This is a genomic window from Bifidobacterium cuniculi (genome assembly GCF_000741575.1).
Taxonomy (GTDB): Bacteria; Actinomycetota; Actinomycetes; order Actinomycetales; family Bifidobacteriaceae; genus Bifidobacterium; species Bifidobacterium cuniculi.
The window spans coordinates 56,064-74,486 of record NZ_JGYV01000011.1 but is presented as its reverse complement, the minus strand read 5'-3'; the positions used below and the strand labels follow the sequence as shown (position 1 = coordinate 74,486).

General features: G+C 60.8%; 13 protein-coding genes and 1 pseudogene. 7 read left to right on the top strand and 7 right to left on the bottom strand.

What is annotated here, in order from left to right:
• Window positions 1–163: 163 nt before the first annotated feature.
• Window positions 164–520 (top strand): ASCH domain-containing protein, encoded by a 357-nt coding sequence (locus BCUN_RS07390; RefSeq protein ID WP_202961089.1) that lies wholly within the window; start codon window positions 164–166, stop codon window positions 518–520.
• Window positions 521–606: 86 nt separating this feature from the next.
• Here the strand turns inward: BCUN_RS07390 and BCUN_RS07385 are convergent, their stop codons facing one another.
• Window positions 607–2,532, bottom strand: a complete 1,926-nt coding sequence (locus BCUN_RS07385; RefSeq protein ID WP_081895616.1) for a nitrilase-related carbon-nitrogen hydrolase — start codon at window positions 2,530–2,532, stop codon at window positions 607–609.
• Between the two features lie 330 nt (window positions 2,533–2,862).
• Between BCUN_RS07385 and BCUN_RS07380 the strand changes: the two genes are divergently transcribed.
• Window positions 2,863–3,174, top strand: coding sequence for a hypothetical protein (locus BCUN_RS07380; protein ID WP_033516012.1), 312 nt, complete (start codon window positions 2,863–2,865; stop codon window positions 3,172–3,174).
• Window positions 3,175–3,193: 19 nt separating this feature from the next.
• Window positions 3,194–3,478 carry a HipA N-terminal domain-containing protein gene (locus BCUN_RS11915; protein ID WP_081895615.1) on the top strand — a complete coding sequence of 95 codons (285 nt, stop codon included), beginning with the start codon at window positions 3,194–3,196 and terminating at the stop codon, window positions 3,476–3,478.
• On the opposite strand, the gene BCUN_RS07375 is transcribed toward BCUN_RS11915, so the two are convergent.
• From BCUN_RS07375 to BCUN_RS07370, 3 genes are all read right to left on the bottom strand, one after another.
• On the bottom strand, window positions 3,432–4,226 hold the full coding sequence (locus BCUN_RS07375; protein ID WP_033515969.1) for an SDR family NAD(P)-dependent oxidoreductase: 795 nt from the start codon (window positions 4,224–4,226) through the stop codon (window positions 3,432–3,434). The genes BCUN_RS11915 and BCUN_RS07375 overlap by 47 nt on opposite strands.
• The gene (locus BCUN_RS12345) at window positions 4,223–4,387 is read right to left on the bottom strand and encodes a hypothetical protein (RefSeq protein ID WP_156100142.1); all 165 of its coding nucleotides are present in this window, start codon (window positions 4,385–4,387) and stop codon (window positions 4,223–4,225) included. Before BCUN_RS12345 ends, BCUN_RS07375 begins: the two co-directional genes overlap by 4 nt.
• A gap of 525 nt (window positions 4,388–4,912) precedes the next feature.
• Complete coding sequence (locus BCUN_RS07370; RefSeq protein WP_152598077.1) at window positions 4,913–5,677, bottom strand: hypothetical protein; 765 nt, start codon at window positions 5,675–5,677, stop codon at window positions 4,913–4,915.
• 742 nt (window positions 5,678–6,419) lie between these two features.
• On the opposite strand from BCUN_RS07370, the gene BCUN_RS07365 reads away from it, so the two are divergent.
• The 4 genes and pseudogenes from BCUN_RS07365 to BCUN_RS07350 all read left to right on the top strand — a co-directional run bounded on the left by BCUN_RS07365 (window position 6,420) and on the right by BCUN_RS07350 (window position 9,880).
• Entirely contained in the window at window positions 6,420–7,604 is a 1,185-nt protein-coding gene (locus tag BCUN_RS07365) for an ImmA/IrrE family metallo-endopeptidase (RefSeq protein WP_160257631.1), read from the top strand.
• A gap of 87 nt (window positions 7,605–7,691) precedes the next feature.
• Window positions 7,692–8,165: pseudogene (locus BCUN_RS11500) on the top strand (DUF4411 family protein); the annotation flags it as partial.
• Window positions 8,166–8,408: 243 nt separating this feature from the next.
• Window positions 8,409–9,542 carry a zinc ribbon domain-containing protein gene (locus BCUN_RS11495; protein WP_051920911.1) on the top strand — a complete coding sequence of 378 codons (1,134 nt, stop codon included), beginning with the start codon at window positions 8,409–8,411 and terminating at the stop codon, window positions 9,540–9,542.
• A complete protein-coding gene (locus tag BCUN_RS07350) occupies window positions 9,542–9,880 on the top strand; it encodes a hypothetical protein (RefSeq protein ID WP_033515973.1) in 339 nt (112 codons plus the stop codon). The genes BCUN_RS11495 and BCUN_RS07350 overlap by 1 nt, the downstream gene beginning before the upstream one ends.
• Window positions 9,881–9,916: 36 nt before the next feature.
• Here the strand turns inward: BCUN_RS07350 and brxL are convergent, their stop codons facing one another.
• The 3 genes from brxL to pglX form a co-directional block, all read right to left on the bottom strand.
• On the bottom strand, window positions 9,917–12,049 hold the full coding sequence (gene brxL, locus BCUN_RS07345; protein WP_051920917.1) for a BREX system Lon protease-like protein BrxL: 2,133 nt from the start codon (window positions 12,047–12,049) through the stop codon (window positions 9,917–9,919).
• A 12-nt stretch (window positions 12,050–12,061) separates the two neighbouring features.
• Window positions 12,062–14,680, bottom strand: coding sequence for a BREX-1 system phosphatase PglZ type A (pglZ, locus tag BCUN_RS07340; protein ID WP_033515975.1), 2,619 nt, complete (start codon window positions 14,678–14,680; stop codon window positions 12,062–12,064).
• Between the two features lie 127 nt (window positions 14,681–14,807).
• Window positions 14,808–18,410, bottom strand: a complete 3,603-nt coding sequence (pglX, locus tag BCUN_RS07335) for a BREX-1 system adenine-specific DNA-methyltransferase PglX (protein WP_033515977.1) — start codon at window positions 18,408–18,410, stop codon at window positions 14,808–14,810.
• Window positions 18,411–18,423 lie beyond the last annotated feature (13 nt).

Below are 18,423 nucleotides of genomic sequence, written 5' to 3'. Positions count from 1 at the left end.
CCCTCACGGACATCGGTCGGCGGCCCGTGCATCGTGCGGCACGGCATCGGATCCTGCGCCGATGCTATGGGATGAGGCATGATGGTTGGCATGGGCATGACGGCAGATGAACTATGGGAACGATCCGGCCTGGATGGCGACTGGGAGGCGTGGCGGTTCGCGGATGATGCGGACACCGACGAACTGGCCCGCTTGGCTTGCCGACGTGAAGACGGCGACGAGTTCGGCCTATCCGCTCTACGACCTGGAAGGGGAGCCATTGCCTCGCGTGGGCGCCTACGGCGTGGTCCTCGACTCGCAAGGCAACGCCGTGTGCATCGTGCAGACCGTGAAGGTGACGGTGATGCCATTCCGCGAGGTACCGGCATCCCACGCGTACAGGGAAGGGGAGGGCGACCGGACGCTGGGCCACTGGCGCCAGGTGCATGAGCGTTTCTTTGCGCAGGAACTGCAGGAAGCCGGACTGGCATTCGACGAGATCATGCCGGTGGTGTGCGAGGAATTCCGGCGTGTGTACTGAGTGTGCGGTGGTGCACCGTGCCTCGCCGGCAGATGACGCATCCTGACATGTTCGCATGTTTCCGCAACGGAGGAGGGGCCGTATAGCTAGCGCAGGCTCCGCACCTCGTCCAGCCACAGCGACGGCTGCGCGTATGGCGGCATCATCGAGCCGTCGCGCAGGTCCAGCCCCGCACTGCCCATGCGCGGACCGTCGGGCAGCGCATGGTGCATGAACTGCGCGGCGAAGAACCGACCGTAGAACGACTCCATCCAGTCGATCAGCTGACGGTCCGTATACGTGCCGGCGAACGCCTGCCGGGCCAGCGCAAACAGTTTTGCCGGGCGGTAGCCGGCGCGCAGGAAGCCGTCGAGGTAGAAGTCGAGCACGACGGTGGGCGCCAGCTCCGTGCCGAAGTTCGCGGCCGCCGCGTCATGCTCGGGAACGCGCAGGTCGTCGGGGAGCGCGAGGATCGGGTCGAGCGCATCCTCCAGTCCGTCCTGCGGCCAGTGGTTCTCCACGAACCGCAGGATCTCGGGCACCATCGTGCGGGCGACCTGGCTATTGACGCCGTACTGGCGCGCGATGTCGAAGGGGAACTCCGCCAGTCCGAGCGCGAGCTGCGTCATGTCGCACGGGTTGACGAGCACCCAGGAGGCGTCGGTGACGATGTCGGACAGCGAAATCGTCGGGTCGAGCGGCTGCTGCTCGACCTCCACACTCGCCGGCAGCTTCGTCTCCTCGGCCAGCGTGGCCGTCGGCAGGCCGAGCGCGTGCGCGAGCGCGGCCATCATCTGCGCGGTCCCGTCGGACTCGTCGGCGTTCACGCACACGTACACGTCCGGGGAGGCGGCAGTCTCGAGCTGCGTGAGCGCGCTCGCCGCAACGATGGCGAGCGCGGAGTCCAGCGGTGCGCCTTGCGTGGTGTCGACGGCGACGTGCGTGGCGTCCTGGCTGGCGATGCGCGCAAGTAGCCCGTGTGCCTGCATGGCGATGACGAGGTTGCAGCTATCGCGCAGGTCGTCCGCCTGCGCGGGCACGAAGGGGGTACGGGAAACGGGCCGCCTGAGGTCGTGTTCAGGGAAGCCCATGTCGAACAGTGTCTCGTGGTAGCCGGCAGCCTGCGCGCTCGGCGCCACGATGAACGAGCTCATGGAGCGGCGGGCGGCCCACAGCGACTCGACGTCGATGTCCGCGATGGCCAGGTCGTCGCCGAAGGGGCCGGCCTGTGCGAGGATGTCGCCGTTTTCCGCGACGATGAGCTGGCCGCCCACGGTCACGTCGCCGGTGGAGTCGCCCTGGCCGGAGCTGCAGTACGCGTAGCAGCATAGGAGGCGCGCGCTTTGCCCGGCGATGAGGGAACGGCGGTATGACGGCTTCGACAGGGACGCGTTCGAGGCGGAGCCGTTGCAGATGACCGTCGCGCCGGCCAGTGCGAGCTTGATCGACGGCGGTTCTGGCGACCAGATGTCCTCGCAGATCTCGTAGCCGACGCACAGCTGCGGCAGCTGACGGCAGCGGAACACCTGGTGCGAGCCGAACGGGACATGCTCCTGGCCGGCCACGGTGATCTCCGTGACGTCCTGTGGGCCGGGGTGGAACCAGCGGCCCTCGAAGTCGACGCCGTAGGTGGGGATGAAGGTCTTCGGCACGACGCCGAGGATGCGGCCGCGGTGGCACACGGCCAGCGTGTTGTAGATCTTCCCGTTGATGCACAGCGGGATGCCGACGGAGAACAGGACGTCGAGGTCGGCGGTACGCTCCACGAGGCGGCCGAGTTCGCGCTCTGCGGTGTCGAGCAGGATCTCGTGGTACAGCAGGTCGTCGGCGATGTACGAGGTGAGCGTGACCTCCGGGAAGGCGACGACCTTCGCGCCGAGCTTTGCTGCGCGCTGCAGCTGTTCGTAGCACAGGTCGGCGTTGCGTACCGGGTCGGCGACGGCGCTCGCCGGACAGATGGTGGCCACGGCGACGAAGCCGTGGTTCGGTGTGGTGACGGGTGCTGGTGTGGTGGTGGTTGACGTGGTGGACATGGTGCCCCTTCCGGTTGGAGTGTGTCGGGCGACAGTGCCGTGGGCCGTGGCGGGCGCGGCAAGGTCGTCTGGGGCACAGCATAGTGGGGCGGAGGGGGAGGTCGGTATGGGTGTGACGATGGGCGTAGAGGTGATGTTGCGCGAACTATGCGGAGAGGGTTGGGCGGCGCAACGTGACCGGATGGTTGAGCTGCATGAGCGGTACGGGCCGACGATGCAGTTCGCTGGATGTTCGCGTTGTACAACATGGCCCAAGAGGGCTGGGGTAGCAACGTGGCTCTTTTCGGGTACCATGAAGAGCGTGGATACATTGGGATCGGAGGTGTCGCCATGATTGCCGCCACGCTGGACCTGTCCGCCTATGACCGTGTGACTGCGTACGGCGATCGTCCCCTGGCGCCGGCTTCCGGCCTGGAGTACTTCCCGCGTCCGCAGGACGTTGCCGGGAGCGTGGCGGCGGCGATGGGGCGTCTGGGGATGGACGCGGACCAGGTGGCCTTGGCGGCCGGCGTGGACGTGTACTGGGTGCGCAGCCTGATGGAGCAGGAGTTGTCGGATCTGCGGGATGCGCGCAGGGTGTTCGCGGTGCTGGGTATCAGGACGGTGACCTATCCGCGTGAGATGGTGGCGTATTCGCTATGAGCGGCGGCCTCTTGCACGTATGGCAGGACGGCACCCACCTGGGGTGTTCTTCCGCGACGGCGACGGTCGGGTGAATCTCGCGTATGATGCCGATGCGGCCATGCCGGTCAGTCTGAGCCTGCCGTTGGAGGGCGGCTGGGACAGCGGGGCGCCCGGTGCGTTCCTGGAGAACCTGTTGCCTGATGAGCGGCGTGCGCGTGATGCGATGGCGTTGCGGCTGGGATTGGACATGTTCACCGCGGACGAGTTCGATCGGCTCATGTCCTGTTTTGGGAAGGCCAACGAATCCATCGAGCCGTTGTGAGTATGGTCATCCAGCTCGGCGCGGCAACAGCCTCTTGGCGGGGTCGCCTTAGGTCGATGATTGTGGGGGCCTGGTCGCGTCCGACGGCGTATGCCAGTTTCAGGACGGTGTCCACGATGGCGTCCCGGTCCCGTTCGGTGTCGCCGCTGGCGAGCATGTGGGCGCGGACCGGCAGTCCCTCGGCTGCGCTCTCCAGGTTCACCGTGTCGCACACCGCACGGAGCGCTGCGCGCGACGCGGCATACAGGGCCAGTCCCGGGCGTGCCGTGCCGCCGTGGAACGCAGTGTTGATGATCACGCCGCCCTGCGGCTGGTTCTGCATGTACCGTGCGGCGCGCGCAGTGCTGACGAAGGCGCCGCGCGACGAGCTCTCCATGTAGTCGCTCCACTGGTCGCCCGTGATATGGCCGACGGGTGCCTGCGGGTAGTCGTATGCATCGGGCATCAGCCCCATGTTGATGAACATGAGGTCGACGCCGGTGTCGAACATCACGCACGCCTGGCTCATGGCGTCGGTCAGCGCCGCGTCATCGTCGACCATGCACGGCAGCGCGACGACGTTGCCGCCGGCGATCTCGATCAGCTTGACCGTGAGTGCGGCGTCGACGGGATTGTGGGTCAGCAGGCATATGTTCATGCCGGCTTCGGCCAGGGCGAGGGCAACGTCCCTGCCGACGCCGCGGGTGGCCCCCGACATCACCGCGGTGCGCTGTTCCAACGGATGTGCAGTGGTTGTTCCGGTGTTCATCTTGAGAACCTTTCCTCGAGGCGCTCGCCGATCGGGTCGAAGCGGCGGGGCGCCGTGGCGGGGTGGTTATGGGTCCTCTTCATGTCCCTGGTCTCCTCGCGGTGCAGCCTGCCGTTCTCGCCGGTCGTGCAGGGAGTGCCGTTGCGCGTAGTCGGCCACATGCATCATTGCGTGTGCACGGCCCGGTTTTCTTGGGTTGTTGCGAGGTTGAGACCCATGATACAGCAAGCGGTTTGGCGGGTTGGGCGGACAGATAAACCGGACGGATGGGGCGGGATGTCGCATTATTGCGGTGTCGGGGGTTTGGTTGGTGGGTTGGTGGCCTTGTGCGTTGGGGCGGGAGTCTGCGGAGTGTTGCCTCGTGCCTTTCGTTGCTGTCTGCGGCATCTATCTGCCTTAAGTGCGAGTTTTCGGGACCTGTCGGAGGTCTATCTTCCTTAAGTGCGGTTCGACCTGACGACGAAAATTGTCAGAGTGATTGTATTTAAAATATTTTGTCATTGATTGGCTTAACGATGCATTGTCTGTCCTTTTTCTTTGCCTGCTTGGTGGTCCGGCACTTGAGTGGGTACCGCACTTAAGGCAGATAGACCTCCAACAGGTCCCGAAAACTCGCACTTAAGGCAGATAGCGAAGACCGCGGCGTGTTTCCCCATTATCGGCACGATCCGCGAAAAGAGAACTTGCTATTGTCGCGGGCCGCCGTGCGGTCGCTTTCGTCGGATCGTAATGACGAGGATGGCGGCAGCGCAGGGAAGGAGCAGGATGGCTGCGGCGGCTGCCAGACGCGCGGGGGTCTGCTTATGGTCGGCACGCTGGGTGTAGCCGCCGCCGACCAATATCTCACCGCGCGCTTCGGCCTCACGGGTCAGTCTGCGGGTCTCGTCGAAGATGGGTTGCAGCGTATCCAGGAAGTCCTGCTCGCTGACTGCAGTCGGGAACCGTTGGGTGGCTGCCTCGTTCAGCGGCGTCATCATGCCGTCCTTGCGCAGGAACCAGGCATGTTCCTCGTGTATGAGCACCAAGTCGCTGCCGCTGTCTTCTGCCTGGGTGAGATACTGGGCCAGTTGTGCGTCAGTGGACTGGCCGTCTGTCAGCGTGCCGTCCTCGTCGCGCCAAGCCGTGGCGGTGCCTGTCGGCGTAGTGCCGTGATAGACGGCAGCCGTCCATTCGTCGGAGGGGACGATGGTCAGTCGGTCGCCGTCGTCATAACTTACGTAGTAGGTCTTCTGCGCGGCCCTGATGTCTGGCTCTGCGGCTTCCTCCGAGAGGGGCAGCATGATGCTGGTGTGGTCGCGTTCGAATTCCATGATGCTCGGCTTGCTGGATTCGAGGAATGCCGTCACGTCCTGCGGAATGGGCTCGAGGGCGAGGGCCGGTGAGGGGGTGCAGAGTGCCGGAAGGAAGGCTAAAAGGGCGAGTGTGGTGTGGATGATTCGATGCCTCTTCATATCTCTTCTTCTCGCGGTGCAGTCCTACTGCTTTCCCCAGTCGTGCAGAAGGTACGGGTGGTTGGTCGGTCACATGCGTCATTGCATGGGCATGGTCCGTTTTGCGGGCTTTGCGAGGTTAAGACCATGATATAGCAGATGGTTCAATGAAGTCGAGCGAACGACAAGCTGAACGTATGGGGCGGGTATCTTTGTCGACGCAGGACTGGGTGTGCGGAGGCAGTCGGTATCCGTTCCAACGACCACACCGTGTGCCACGGTTAGCTCCATGTGGCGGTTTTTCTCGGTGACATTTAGGGTCGCGGAAACGATGTGTTGTTCGTGCAGTGGTGGGCTTCGAGGGATTCGTTACGAATGGATGCGCTGGAAGGGTCCCTGATGAGATGAGGTTATTCGGCGGGTTGTGACCGGGGCATAACTCACGACTACGGGATGCGGTGTATTTTTGGGATAGTTGGTGAGGTGTTTGGTGGGTTGTGACCCGGTCACAACCCATAACTGTGAGACGCAGGATATTGTTCTGTACTGTAAGAAGTGGCACTACCGAAGTATTGCAGAAACACGCACTTAAGATAGATAGTGATTCTGCGCTGGGGCGATGATTCTTGAGGCCGACATTGAAACACCAATCACTCGGCAAGACGCAGCCCGTTGGATGAAATGTCCGATACGGCTAGAATTCGGGATACTGCCCTGCATGTACACAAACCTTCAGGGAATCAGGGAAAGGAGCGTAAAGGTCTTGGCCAGCATTACCGTTTATCCGCATACGCTCCGCCAGGCTGTGCTTGACAGCCGGGAAGATCCCAAGGCTATTGCCTCCACCGGGAAAGACCTGGCTGAGCTGCCCCAGTGGCTTGATCGGAATGAACCGTTCCCTCTTTCCTTCACCAAGATTTCCCAGCTGGGGAAGGCACTGCATGTGCCATTCGGCTACTTGGTGAAGTCGGTAGTCACTCCGAAGAATCCCGAACCGCTGCTCCAGTACAGGACGGTCAACAACGACCACGCTCCCATGAGCAAGAACCTGGAAGATTTGCTTCAGGTAATGCACGGTCGACAGGATTGGGCCCGTGACGAGATGATGGCCAATGGGCTGGGAGCGAATGCATTGGTAACTTCTCAGGCCCATACCAAAGATTCTCGGGTCTTGGGACAGGCTATCCGCATGGCACTTCATCTGGAGGACAAATTCATTCTCGGAAAGAATGACGGGGCACGGTTCAACTACGTGCGTAGGCAAGCGTCCGAAGCGGGCCTTATGGTCATGGTCGATTCCATGGTCAGTGGCACGCGTAGACGTCTGGATATCAACGAATTCAGGGCTTTTGTTCTTCTGGACGACGTCGCTCCCCTCATCTTCATCAACCGCAACGACTCCCATAAGGCCATGCTGTTTTCTCTGCTGCATGAGATCGGACATGTACTCCTTGGCAACGAAGAACTGTTCAATGTGGGTGACGACAAGATGGCTGTGCATGATTCCGACACGGAACGACTCGTCAACCGAGCAGCCGTCCATGCACTGGTCTCTGACGGAGATTTTCGTAGTCATTGGAACGAATTCACGGCAGGGGGCGGAAGCTCCGTATGGGATACTGCGCAGACATGTGCACGGCGATATGGTCTCAGCGCGCTTGCCCTAGTCATCCATGCGAAGGAGTTGGGGCTGGCGAATGACCAGGACGTGAAGGAAGTCCGTAGACTGACACAACGCGCGATTCATGACGATGAACCGCGGCAGGAGAGTGGCGGCGGCAACCAGAACTTCACGAATGCGTATCGTCTTGACGATCGTTATGTGGGCATGGTACATGACAGCGTGCAACGAGGGGCTTTGCCATTCACTGACGGACTTGCACTGCTTGGCGTCCGTAGCCTGAAGGCGTATGACGGCGTGGTTCGCGCAAAGGGGCTGGAACAATGAGCGATGTTGTCTTCATGGATTCCAACGCATTCATTGCATCGGCACGCTTGCATTATCCGTTCAACACGAAGATAATTCCATCCGTTCTGGCGGACTCTGGAGACCTTGATCGGCGAGGGGGAAAACCTGGTGCTGGACGTCGTCTATGACGAGTTGGTTCCTGCTGACAAGGAAGCCGGTCGTGACATATTGAGCGATTGGACGGAAAGCATATGTGGCAATCATCGGATCTCGCGTAAGACAGATGAGATAGGCGCCGCATATGTTGAGGTCCAGGACTACTTGTCACAGAGTGGATGCTACCGGCCTCAGGCCATCAATTTATGGGAAGAAGAAGCCAAGGCCGATCCGTGGCTCATCGCGGCAGGAAAAGTATATGGTGCCATGATTGTCACGGACGAGGCAGCTGTGCATCCCACTCCGCAGCAGCCCCGGAAGAAGGAACCCAAGATACCGGACGTGGCGCAAGCGCTGGGCGTCCGGACCTGCACGTTGCGTGAGTTCATCCAGGGTTCCAAGGCCTTTGGCGAGGCACCATATCCCATACAGCCGTTGCTGTGAAGATGTCTCCCAAGCGTGTTCTGCCCGCAAGACAAGAAAATGCCGGGGGGAACACCCCCGACGAAGTGGAGATCCCCGGAGGTCGGGGATCTGTGTAACGCCAGAGTGTCATATGGCAGAAGCCAGAACGGCTTGGGCGTCCCATAGCCGAAGATGCCAATCATCTGCATGGCGATAAAAATGATGGGAGTCCTACGGCCCTGACCTGTTACCATGGGCTGACAAGTGACGAAGGAGGTCTCCATGCCCATGATCCAATGTCCCAACTGCGGCACCCATATTGCCGACGTGGCCCGCCGCTGTTCATACTGCGGCTTCGAGGCGCCGGATCCCGCACTGCCCATCGCGCAACAGTGCACGTTCGAGCCGGTGCCCGTCGTGCAAGTGGACATGGTGAAGTGGGAGGCAGACGAACCTTCGCCAATGCGGCTTGCTCCCGATGACAACCGTCGGCTGGTCGAACTGCTGACCGACTGGGACTGGCTCCTGCAGACAGCCCCTGACGTGGCGGATTTCGTACTCCAGTTCGTCAATCGCGAGGAAACCGGCATGGTTGCCACGATCAAGAAGAGCACACAGAAACTTATTGACCAAGGCATCCTGCGTTTCCAGCTCGACAAGCAGGGCAACATACTGCCGAATATCGTCGATGCCAACAACACCATCAGGGAAAAAGTACGGTTGGAGAACATCCAATACACTCCGGACGTCATGCCCGCACTCCAGCACATACAGACCCAGGCAGCCATCGCCATGGTGCTTGCGGAGATCAAGGACGTGGAACACAGTCTCGCACAGCTGCAGGTGGAACTCCAGCAGGACCGCCTGGCCAAGGCCGATGCGGCATGGCAACTACTGATGCAGGCGTCGCGCGTCACCGACTCGAGGCGCCGTGACCGCATGCTCGACGAAGCGCTGCAGATGACCGCGGAAGCCAAGCACGTGCTCATGCGCAACTACGGCGAGAAGTGGCGTGCGCTCATGGACCCGAAGACCAAGAACCGTTCGGCGGCCGCACTGGATGCCTTCCAGGACCTGGTGGCCATCACGAACATGGTGCGCGTGGAGACCCAGGCGTACGCGATGGCGGGTGAGCAGGAAGCGCAGCTGTACTGCCTTTCCGAGTTCCGCGACTTCATCCAGCACAACCGACTTGACGAGCGTGACACCCTGCTGGAGATCAACAGTCGCATCAAGGCGACGAACAAGCAGCCGCAGTTGGTCGACCAACTGGAGACGCTGGGCCGGCAGGTGGTGGAACTGGACGACCAGGCGAAGCTGACCGGCGCGCTTGACCCGCGGATGATCGACATGGGCGATGGCGGGACCACTGATGGCGACGACACTGACGCAAGCGATGAGAAGGAGATTGACTGATGGGTGTTGATGTTCGCGGACTGTTCCGGCATGGTGACGACGGCAAAGAGCAGCCTGACTGGATGCAGGACGACGTGACGGTGATCGAGGGAACCGTGGTGGAGAAGCCGGAGGCCGAGGAGCCGGAGTCAACCAACATAGCTGCCGATGAGGAGGTACAGACGAAGTTCTGCAAGAAGTGTGGGGCAGAGCTGCCAACTGGAGCAAGGGGAAAGCGCTGTGAGGCATGCAAGCAGGACATGAAGGACAAACTGAAGGCCGTAGGACAGGTGGGCTTGGCCGTGGCCACCGTAGCGCTGGGAGCGGCTGGAATGGGAGGTAAGAGGAAAGGGAAATGAATTTCCCCTTGCCTCGGGGCACTCCTGCGGTAGGAATCATTTTCCCGCGTTGTATATGTACGTCACACCGAAATCAGACACCAACCGTCTCAGAATCTGGTGCTTCGTTTGTGGATTGAGCCAATTGTTGTCGAACTTCTGGTAAATATCCAGTCCGCGGCCCAATACGATTTGCCAGCCGGTGTCGGTGTCGATCTTGCGGTCGTGGATGCTGTCCCTGAACTCCCAGGTGAACATGATTCCCAGTGCCCCGTAGGCCCCTCTCAGGTACTCCAGGCCTTCGAGCTGTTGCTCGTCGTATGGCTCCTTCTCCAGGGACGTGATCAGGTGGAACCGGATCTGGTCCCCGGGCGTGATGCCACCCAGCAGTACGTCCATGAACTCGGCGAGGTTACGCAACTGGTGGGGCTTGCGGATATACGGATCCATCAGCGTGATCTCCGTAGCCCCGGCCAGGTGCGGTCCGAACAGTTTCCGGTACGACACGCCACGCTGGTCCGCCTTGAACTCTTTGCGGCCGATGAAGGGTGCAGGTTCGGCGTTGTCCTCGGAGTTGCCGGACTGCTCCGGGGTTTGCACATCAGGCCGATCGGCTGTTGTGTGTCCAATAGCCGTCACCGTATGGCCGCGGACTTCCTCAGGTTCCACCACAGCTTCTGCACCGTCGGTCTGCAGGTCCCGATCTCGCCAATACAGCTCCGGGTAATCCTTCTCTTCCAAGGTTTCCACGGCAAGCGCCCGGTCATTTCCGCGACGCGTGTACGTGAACTCGACCGGATCCATGGTGGCGTCGATGCGGCACAGCATGTCCTTGACGCGCTTGCGTCCCTCGATGGCAACGCGAAGCAGCGCCTCCATCTGTTCCATGGACGCCTGGCCGTTGGGGTACAGCAGCTTCATGAGGCCGGAGAAGGTCTTGTTGATGCCGTCCTTGTCGCGCGTCGAGAGTGTGGGGGAGAGCTCGAAATACTCCGAGTACTTCGTCCCGTAGTCGATGTCGCGCAGGTTGTGCAGGATCTCCGCCAGGTAGTCCACCACGAAGCCGTATCCATCGGTGAACATCTCGGAACGGATCTGGTCGAACTCCCAGCCGGGCACGTAGAAGTGAATGCGGTCCAGGAACGCAGGGTCATGGTACTGGGTGGGCAGCTCCTCGAACAGGTCGGAGTTCTTGAGCATGTAGGGCACCGTGTGAGACGTGTTGCCTACGAACACCATGCTCGCCTCGCCCTGCAAGGTCTCCACGCCGCGCGAGAAGCTCTTGTTGGCCATGTAGTTCTTCATGATGTCCACGAGGTCCTTGCCGGCCTTCTTCGCCTTGCCGGCGAACTCGTCGAACGCGACCGTGTCCCAGAAGCCCACCAGGCCGATACGTCCCGTGGAGTTGTTCACGAACAGCTTGGCCACCGTTACCTCCCCGCCGGAGATGAGCATGCCGTGCGGGGAGAACTCCGAGTAGATGTGCGACTTGCCGGTACCCTTCGGCCCCAGCTCCACCAGGTTGTAGTTGCGTTCCACGAAGGGAATCATGCGCACCAGGTGCAGCATTTTCGCGCGCTCGCTGAACTGGTCGGGGTTGAAGCCCATGGACTGCATGAGCACGTCGATCCACTCGCCGTCAGAGAACTGCTCCCTTCCCGCAACGTAGTTTTCTCGGTCATCGTGTGACATCTGCACCGGCATGAGCCGCTGCAGCCGCCACGGCACTTCGCCGCTTCCCTCGTCGAAGGCATAGACGAGTGTGCTCATGCACCAGATGCCTGTCACCAGCAGCTTGGGGTTGTCCTTCACGGTCTGCGGATCCACGATGACCCGGCTGATGCCCAGGTTGGAGTAGGTCGCCTCGTACTGGTCCGTCTTCTCGTTGAGGAACACCTGGACGCGGTCGATGACCGTGTAGCGCCCCTTCTCGCGGATCTTCGACTGGATGAGGTTCGCTTCCTCGCGGTGTACGTAGTTGTCCGCGAGGATGCTGCGCACGCGCTCCACGCCTGACTCGATGCTCGCCTCGTCCGTGGTGGTGGCGTACTTGCTCAACAGGTACTCCAGCACATAGGTGGGTACCAGGGCACCGCCCTTGACGGCGCTCACCAGGTCCTTGCGCACGGTGTAGCCCGGAAAGACGTCCGTGATCTTGCGGTCCAGTGCATTCAATGTCGGCTCTGCCATGATCATTCCCTCCTAGAAATCGAATCCGTCATCCGCCACCAGGCCGCGACGCAGCTGGTAGTGCGCGCGTTCGGGCAGCGTCGTGAAGCGGCCCTCGGCCTTCGGAACCGGTTCGCGCAGCCGCAGTTCCACGGTGGCTCCGTTGAAGGCCGCGGCATCGCTGGTGAGCACGAGCGTGGCGAAGACATGCCGGTTCTCGATCTTCGGGTCCTCTGACTGGAAGACAAGTCGCACCTCGTTGGAGATCTGCACGGAATTGTCGCCATCGCCGCCCCACAGCGCTGCGTAGAGCGTACGCGCCTGTACCTTGCCGCCGACCGGCTCCTCCTGCAGGAACTCGACGGTGATCTGCCCGCTGGTGATGCGCTCGCCCTTCTGCAGGATGCGGACCGTGACCGGCCGTGTGTCGCCGGATGCAGTCCGTCCCTTGTTGATGTGGACGACGGGGACGACTATTTCCTGCAGTGCTGCACCGCCGTGCGCGAAGCGCGTGCCGGCATTCCTGGTGTGGAACCGCAGGATGGAGTTCGGCACCTGCACGGTGACGCCTTCCTCGGGCGGGTTCGCCAGGCCGAGCTGATGTGCATCGAACGTGACCAAGGCGTCATCGGGCACGAGACGGCATCCGATGGAAAAGCGCTTCTTGGTGAAACAACGATCCTCGCCCTGTGGCTGTTTGCTGACGAAGTCGGCGGGTTCCAGGTCGTGGTCCTGGTAGAGGAAACCGTGGTCGGCGGTGACGATCATGTTGGTGACGTTCGCGTTCGCCAGTTTCTTGACGATGGTCTGGAGCTCATGCAATGCCGTCCTGCAAGCCGTGAACGTCTTCAATTCGCCGTTTTCGCTCCTGTCTCCTTGGTCATCGATGGTGTCGTGGTACACGTACAGCACATCACATGATTTCATGAGTTCCCGTGCGCCGGTGCCATTCAGGAGCATGAGGTCCTTGGCGGGAATGGCCTTGCCGCCGACTGATGCCAGGATATGGTCGCGTGCGTCGGTACCGGTCGTGGATTTGCCGTCCGCCAGGATGCCGTAGTGGTCCTTCGGGTTGAGTTCCAGCGTGCGGTGCGGCAGCAGAGCCGCCATGCCGAGTTGCGTGTAGGACGGCAGCACGCCCACGTTGGCCTCGATCTGCGCATGGAAGCGGCTTTCGGCATTGATGTTGCGGCTCAGTTCCTCCGCTACCTCATAGCGCAGCGCATCCGAGACGATGACCGCGATCTTGTGGCCGTTCCTGGTGCGTTCGGCGACGTTGTTCTCGTAGAACCGCCACTGTTCCTTGTCGAAGCCGGGGATGGCCCAGCGGTCCAAGGTATCGACCTGCCGCTGCCATGCCCGGCCGAGGGTGCGCTGGAACTGGCTGTAGTCGTTTTCCAGGAGTTGCTTGACGGGGACGTCCTCAAGCTCCATGACATGCCATGCGTCCACGAAATGCCGGTATGCCTGGTCGACCCGGTATAGGCTCGAGCTGTATATTTCGATGCCCTTGGCGGGGGAGTCGATGGCGTCGATGAGGGGGACTGCCTCGGTGAGTTCGTGCTGAAGCGTGCTGGCGGCGCTGACTGCCTGGTACCGCTGGTCGTATTCTCCGAACCACAGGTGTGACCGACGCTTGGCGATGATGTCCCGTACCTGCCGATCATCGATGCCGTGGGCGGCCAACTGTTCCGTGAGCTTGGCGATGATGGTCTCGTCCACGCTGCGGAAGACACCGTGATCGGCCAAGGCATCGAGATCCATCCCGGCAATGGCGGCGTCCACGTCCAGATCCGGTTCGGCCATGTTTGCCAGCTGCCGCATGATGTCGCGGGACGTGTCGGTCATGCTCCACTGCATGTAGTCGCGGCGGATGTTCCCGTAATACTCCATCGTGTGTTCTTTGGTGGCGAAGCCGTGCCACGCCAGGTCGAACAGCCATAGCATGAAGCCCTTGACCGTGGGGGTGCCATGCTCGGGAAGGTCATAGTGGTAGATGCCCTTGGTGCCTTGCCAGTGGAAGTCGGCAAGTCCCATGGCCGTGATGTTCTCCATGCCGGATTCGTCGCTTTGGGCATACTGCTCCAGCAAGGTGCGCCAGATGTCCTGCATGCTGTGATCCCCGATCGGCAGCTTGAGGAGGGACGCCACCATCTTCGCCTGGAAATCGGTGGCGTCGTCTTCCGGGGTCAGACGGCGGCGCAGGCGTTCCACACGTTCGGAGCTCTCGAAGAACGTCGGCATGCTGCGCATCACCGCAAGCCACGTGGCCTTGGTATCTGCGGAAGCGTCGGGGAGCACCTCGTTGGCGATCATGGTGAGTTTGTCCGCCGAGAAGCTTGGACCATATGCCAACTTGAGGTCGAGCAGCCAGTCGTCCTTCGGATCGGGCTGCTCGCCGGGCATGTAGACCAGGAACTTCGTGTCCGGCTCCTCCACCATCATCCTGTGGCGTAGGGAGAAGGGCACATGGCCGATCTCCACGAGTTGCACGCCCTTGAGTACCGGCTCGGAAGCATCCTCGCCGACCAAGGTGGCCACACTGTCCGCATATTGGCTTTTCACATCCTCCCAGAAGACAATGCGGCCGCGCTCGCCCTCCTGTTCGAAACGAGCGGCCAGCAGCTGCGAAACCTTGCCAAGTTCACTCATCGGCATCCTCCTCGTGATTCAGCCATGGTAAGACACAGCCGGAATCGTGCCGGTATCCGGCACCCTGCATAAGTATCCGGCACTATTCGGCCAGTATCCGGCATTATTATCGAGGCCGGATGCATCATCAATGCTGCTCCAACGGATAGTGAGGCCAGGTCCAGTCCGTGACGTCCTTGCGCTTCTTCTCGATGCTGTCCACCTTGCGCAGGGCGGCACCCATGCGCAGGTAGTTCACGAGGACGCCGTCGTCGAGGTCCATGGGCATGTTGGTGGCAGCCAGGGGGTAGAGGACGTTGTCCTCGTAGGCACGGCACTCGATCACGGCCTTGCGCAGCTTCTCGGCCTGGCGCTTGTCCGCGGCACGCTCGGATTGCTCCAGCATGTCCGCCACGTCGGCAATGCGGCCGGTGAAGTCACGCAGCACGCCCAGGGCGGCATTCGTGGTGGTCGGTGTATAGCGATGCAGGTACATGAGGGCCTTGAAGGCACCCTTCTTGTCGGTACGGCTCGAATACTGCCAGTAGATCGGACGGTTCGAGTACATGCGCAGGTGGTCGTCGTAGAAATCCTTGACGAAGTAGTCACGGATCGACTCGCCCAGGGTCTCCTCGATGAAGGCCAGGTTGCGCGTGAAGTTGGGCTCGCCGAAGGCGACGCGTAGGAAGGTGCGGAAGCGCGCCACGATGTCATCCTCGAAATAGTCATCCGCGCACACGGGGATGATGTTGTCCGCATCCGGCTCGAAGGACGGCTCCGGCACCTGACGGTGGTAATCCTCCAGGGTCTCGCCCTGCGAGGCGAGGATGAGGCCGGGCTTGTCGAACGAATAGCGGCCGAACATGCAACCTACCGCGTAGGAGATGAGTTCCTTGACTGTGTCCACCACGAACTTACGGTTACGCTCCTCCTCGGTGTCCTTCGGGTAGGCGAAGGCCTTGTTGCGCTTGAGGGAGACGCGTTCGATGGGCACGTTGCAGGGCACGTCGTCACGCACGCCGTAGGCATCCGCCACGATCTCGTTATTGCGGATCTCGCGCTGGCGCTGCTCCTCGGAGACCTGGTCCCAGTGGGTGCGGAACTCGGTGATGAGCTGCGCCAGGGGGAGGGTGGTGTCCATGGAGAGCAGAGGGAAGGGGCCGAAATCCCATGAGGTTTCGTAGGAGTTCCAGTCGGATCTAGATATGAACAGTAGGGAATCACTGAGGGTGGAAAGAGGTCTGGTATTCCCAAGACGGAGGGGAAGCGCTCGAATTTGTCCCACTTCAAAATTCAATGTCGGGGACAATGCCTGCATCATTTGCAAACAGGTCGTTGAATTCAAGAAGCAGCTAATTTGCTGCCATGCACTCATGTCGCAAACCGCTACGGCAGCATCGCTAAAAACGAAGCCCCCATGATGATACCTAAATGAAGGTTCCCCTGATGTGATTTTTGAGCATGTTAGTGCTTGTTTGAACGTTACATCGCGATTCCGAGGTGTAGCGCCATGGAACGAAAAAATGGCATTACCATTTTGAGACCAATCAATAACATATGTATTATTTCCAAACCATTTTCTAAAATCTCCTCCTTTGTCGCAAGGAACCCACTTTCCTTGTTGCTTTTCTTTCAGAGCGGATCTATCGAATTGGATAGAGGTATAAGAGTTTTCCCACCAGTTTCGTAGGAAACGGGCGTTGTTGCCAGTGGTGAAGCCTTGAGCGACATCTGCGATGTCGCTCAAGGCTTCACCACTGACGCCTTTAGCGATTTTAATATTAAAAGCCTGTATGAGGACCTTCGGTAACCAGTAGACGATGGGGGAGCCGGGAATCTGCTTGAACTCCTGCTGGTCCACGGTGTAGAAGTGCGTTGCCATATCAGGGTGCAATGCAACCTGATCAGATGCAAGCGCATTATGGGCTTGGATGATTTCCAGTGCACGTGGCCCTTGCACTTGAGCACCTACAAAATCTGCAAGGCGCACATAGTGTCCGGGCAACGAGCTTGTGCCTTTCTGCAATACGAAAGTGCAGATAGGAACCGTGGCACCCTCGAATCCTGAATACTCCAATTGGATCAGGGATTCTATGTGTTCCTTAGTGATAAAGCGTTGGCGTAACGCTTCATAGGAGGAAATGAACATCCACACATATGGTGACATGAATCCTAGGTAGCCTCGGTTGGGAACAAACTGCAGGCAGCGCAACATAAACGCCGCGAACAAGTCGCTCTTGCCATCCGGATAGTACTCCTGCACATACTTCTTGAGCACCTTGCCCATGTTCTTGCTGCCCATGTAGGGAGGGTTGGCCACGACGGTGGCGTATTGGCGGTCGAGGTAGCGGGTCTGTTTGAGTACCCGGTCGCCTCGCTCGCGCAAATCATCGTCGAGCCTAGGTTCGTTGTCCTGGGAATCAGGAACATTGTCCGCCAAGGTGGCCAGCTCGGCATCCGGCTGGATGAGGGAGCCGGTCACGTCGGCCTGGGCGTAAGTGTTCCAGGATTCCTCGCTGAGTGGCATACCGAAGATGTCGTTGAGCTGGTTGACCTCGTCGGCCGTGAACTCTTCCTTCCTGATCTGGCAGATATGCGGCATGACCTGTCGGCGGAAGAAGCGCCTGGAGTGGGCGCGGGCTTTCATGGTCAGGGCGAAGGCGGCCAGGTCGGCGGCGCGTTCGTCGATTTCCATGCCGAAGAGGTTATGTTCGAGGATGAGGCCGGGAATCTCGCTGGGCGCATAGCCCTGTTCCTCGTAGATCTCGGTGAGTAGGTCGAAGGCGTAGGTGAGCATGTGGCCCGAACCGCAGGCCGGGTCACACACCGTGAGATCCTCTGGCGAGTCGATGCGAAGCACGTCACCGTCAGCAGCCTCGGTGGGTTGGATGTAGTACTCCCAACCGTCGGCGAGCGCAGATTCGGGATGATTCTGCATCCACAGGCGCCCCACGGAGTTCTGTACCAGGTAGCGCACGATCCAGTCCGGGGTGAACAGCTGCGTGGCTGCGGGGATGGTATCGGCGTCGCCCTTGAGCTTCTTCTTGAAGCCTGCCATCACCTCGTCCTTGCGTTCGGCAATGTAGAACTGGTACAGCCAACCGATGATCTCCACGTTGCCGCCGGGCTCGTCCACGCCGCAGGCTTCCGGGGTCATCACCTCGATGGCGTTGCGCAGCACGGAGCCTTCCGCCAGCAGGTCGGGCGGCATGAGCAGTTCGTCCACGCGGCCGGCGGGCGCGTTCGTGTCCGGGAACATGAAGGACATGAACCGGTGCCAGTAGCGGCATTCGGCCTGCAGGATCAGCCCGTAGGCATCCTCCTGGGCGTTGCTGCTGGCGGTCTCGCCGTTGAACAGGGCCTCGATCTGGCGGTGCAGCTGCGCATTGCCGGTACCGGGAACCGTGAACACATCCTGGTCATATTCGCCGCGTTTGGCGGCGGCCAGCACGGCGGGCACGCCGTTGGCGTCGGTGAGGTCCATGGGCGAGACCACCGGCATGGCAGTGAAGCCCATCACATCCATGTAGCGGAAAGCGATGATGCGGTTGAACCACCGGTAGGCATACTGCTCCACCAAGGCATCTTCGCCCTGCTCTGCCAGCTGGTGCTGCAATTCCCGGAAGGCCTTACTCATGTTGACCTGCACGTCCGAATTGGGGGCCAGCGCCCGGTCAAGCCGTGCCCGCACCGCGGCCATGAGCCGCGTACGCGCCTGTGAAGCGAATCGTTGCAGTTGTGTGGTGTTCATTGTTCTTTACCTC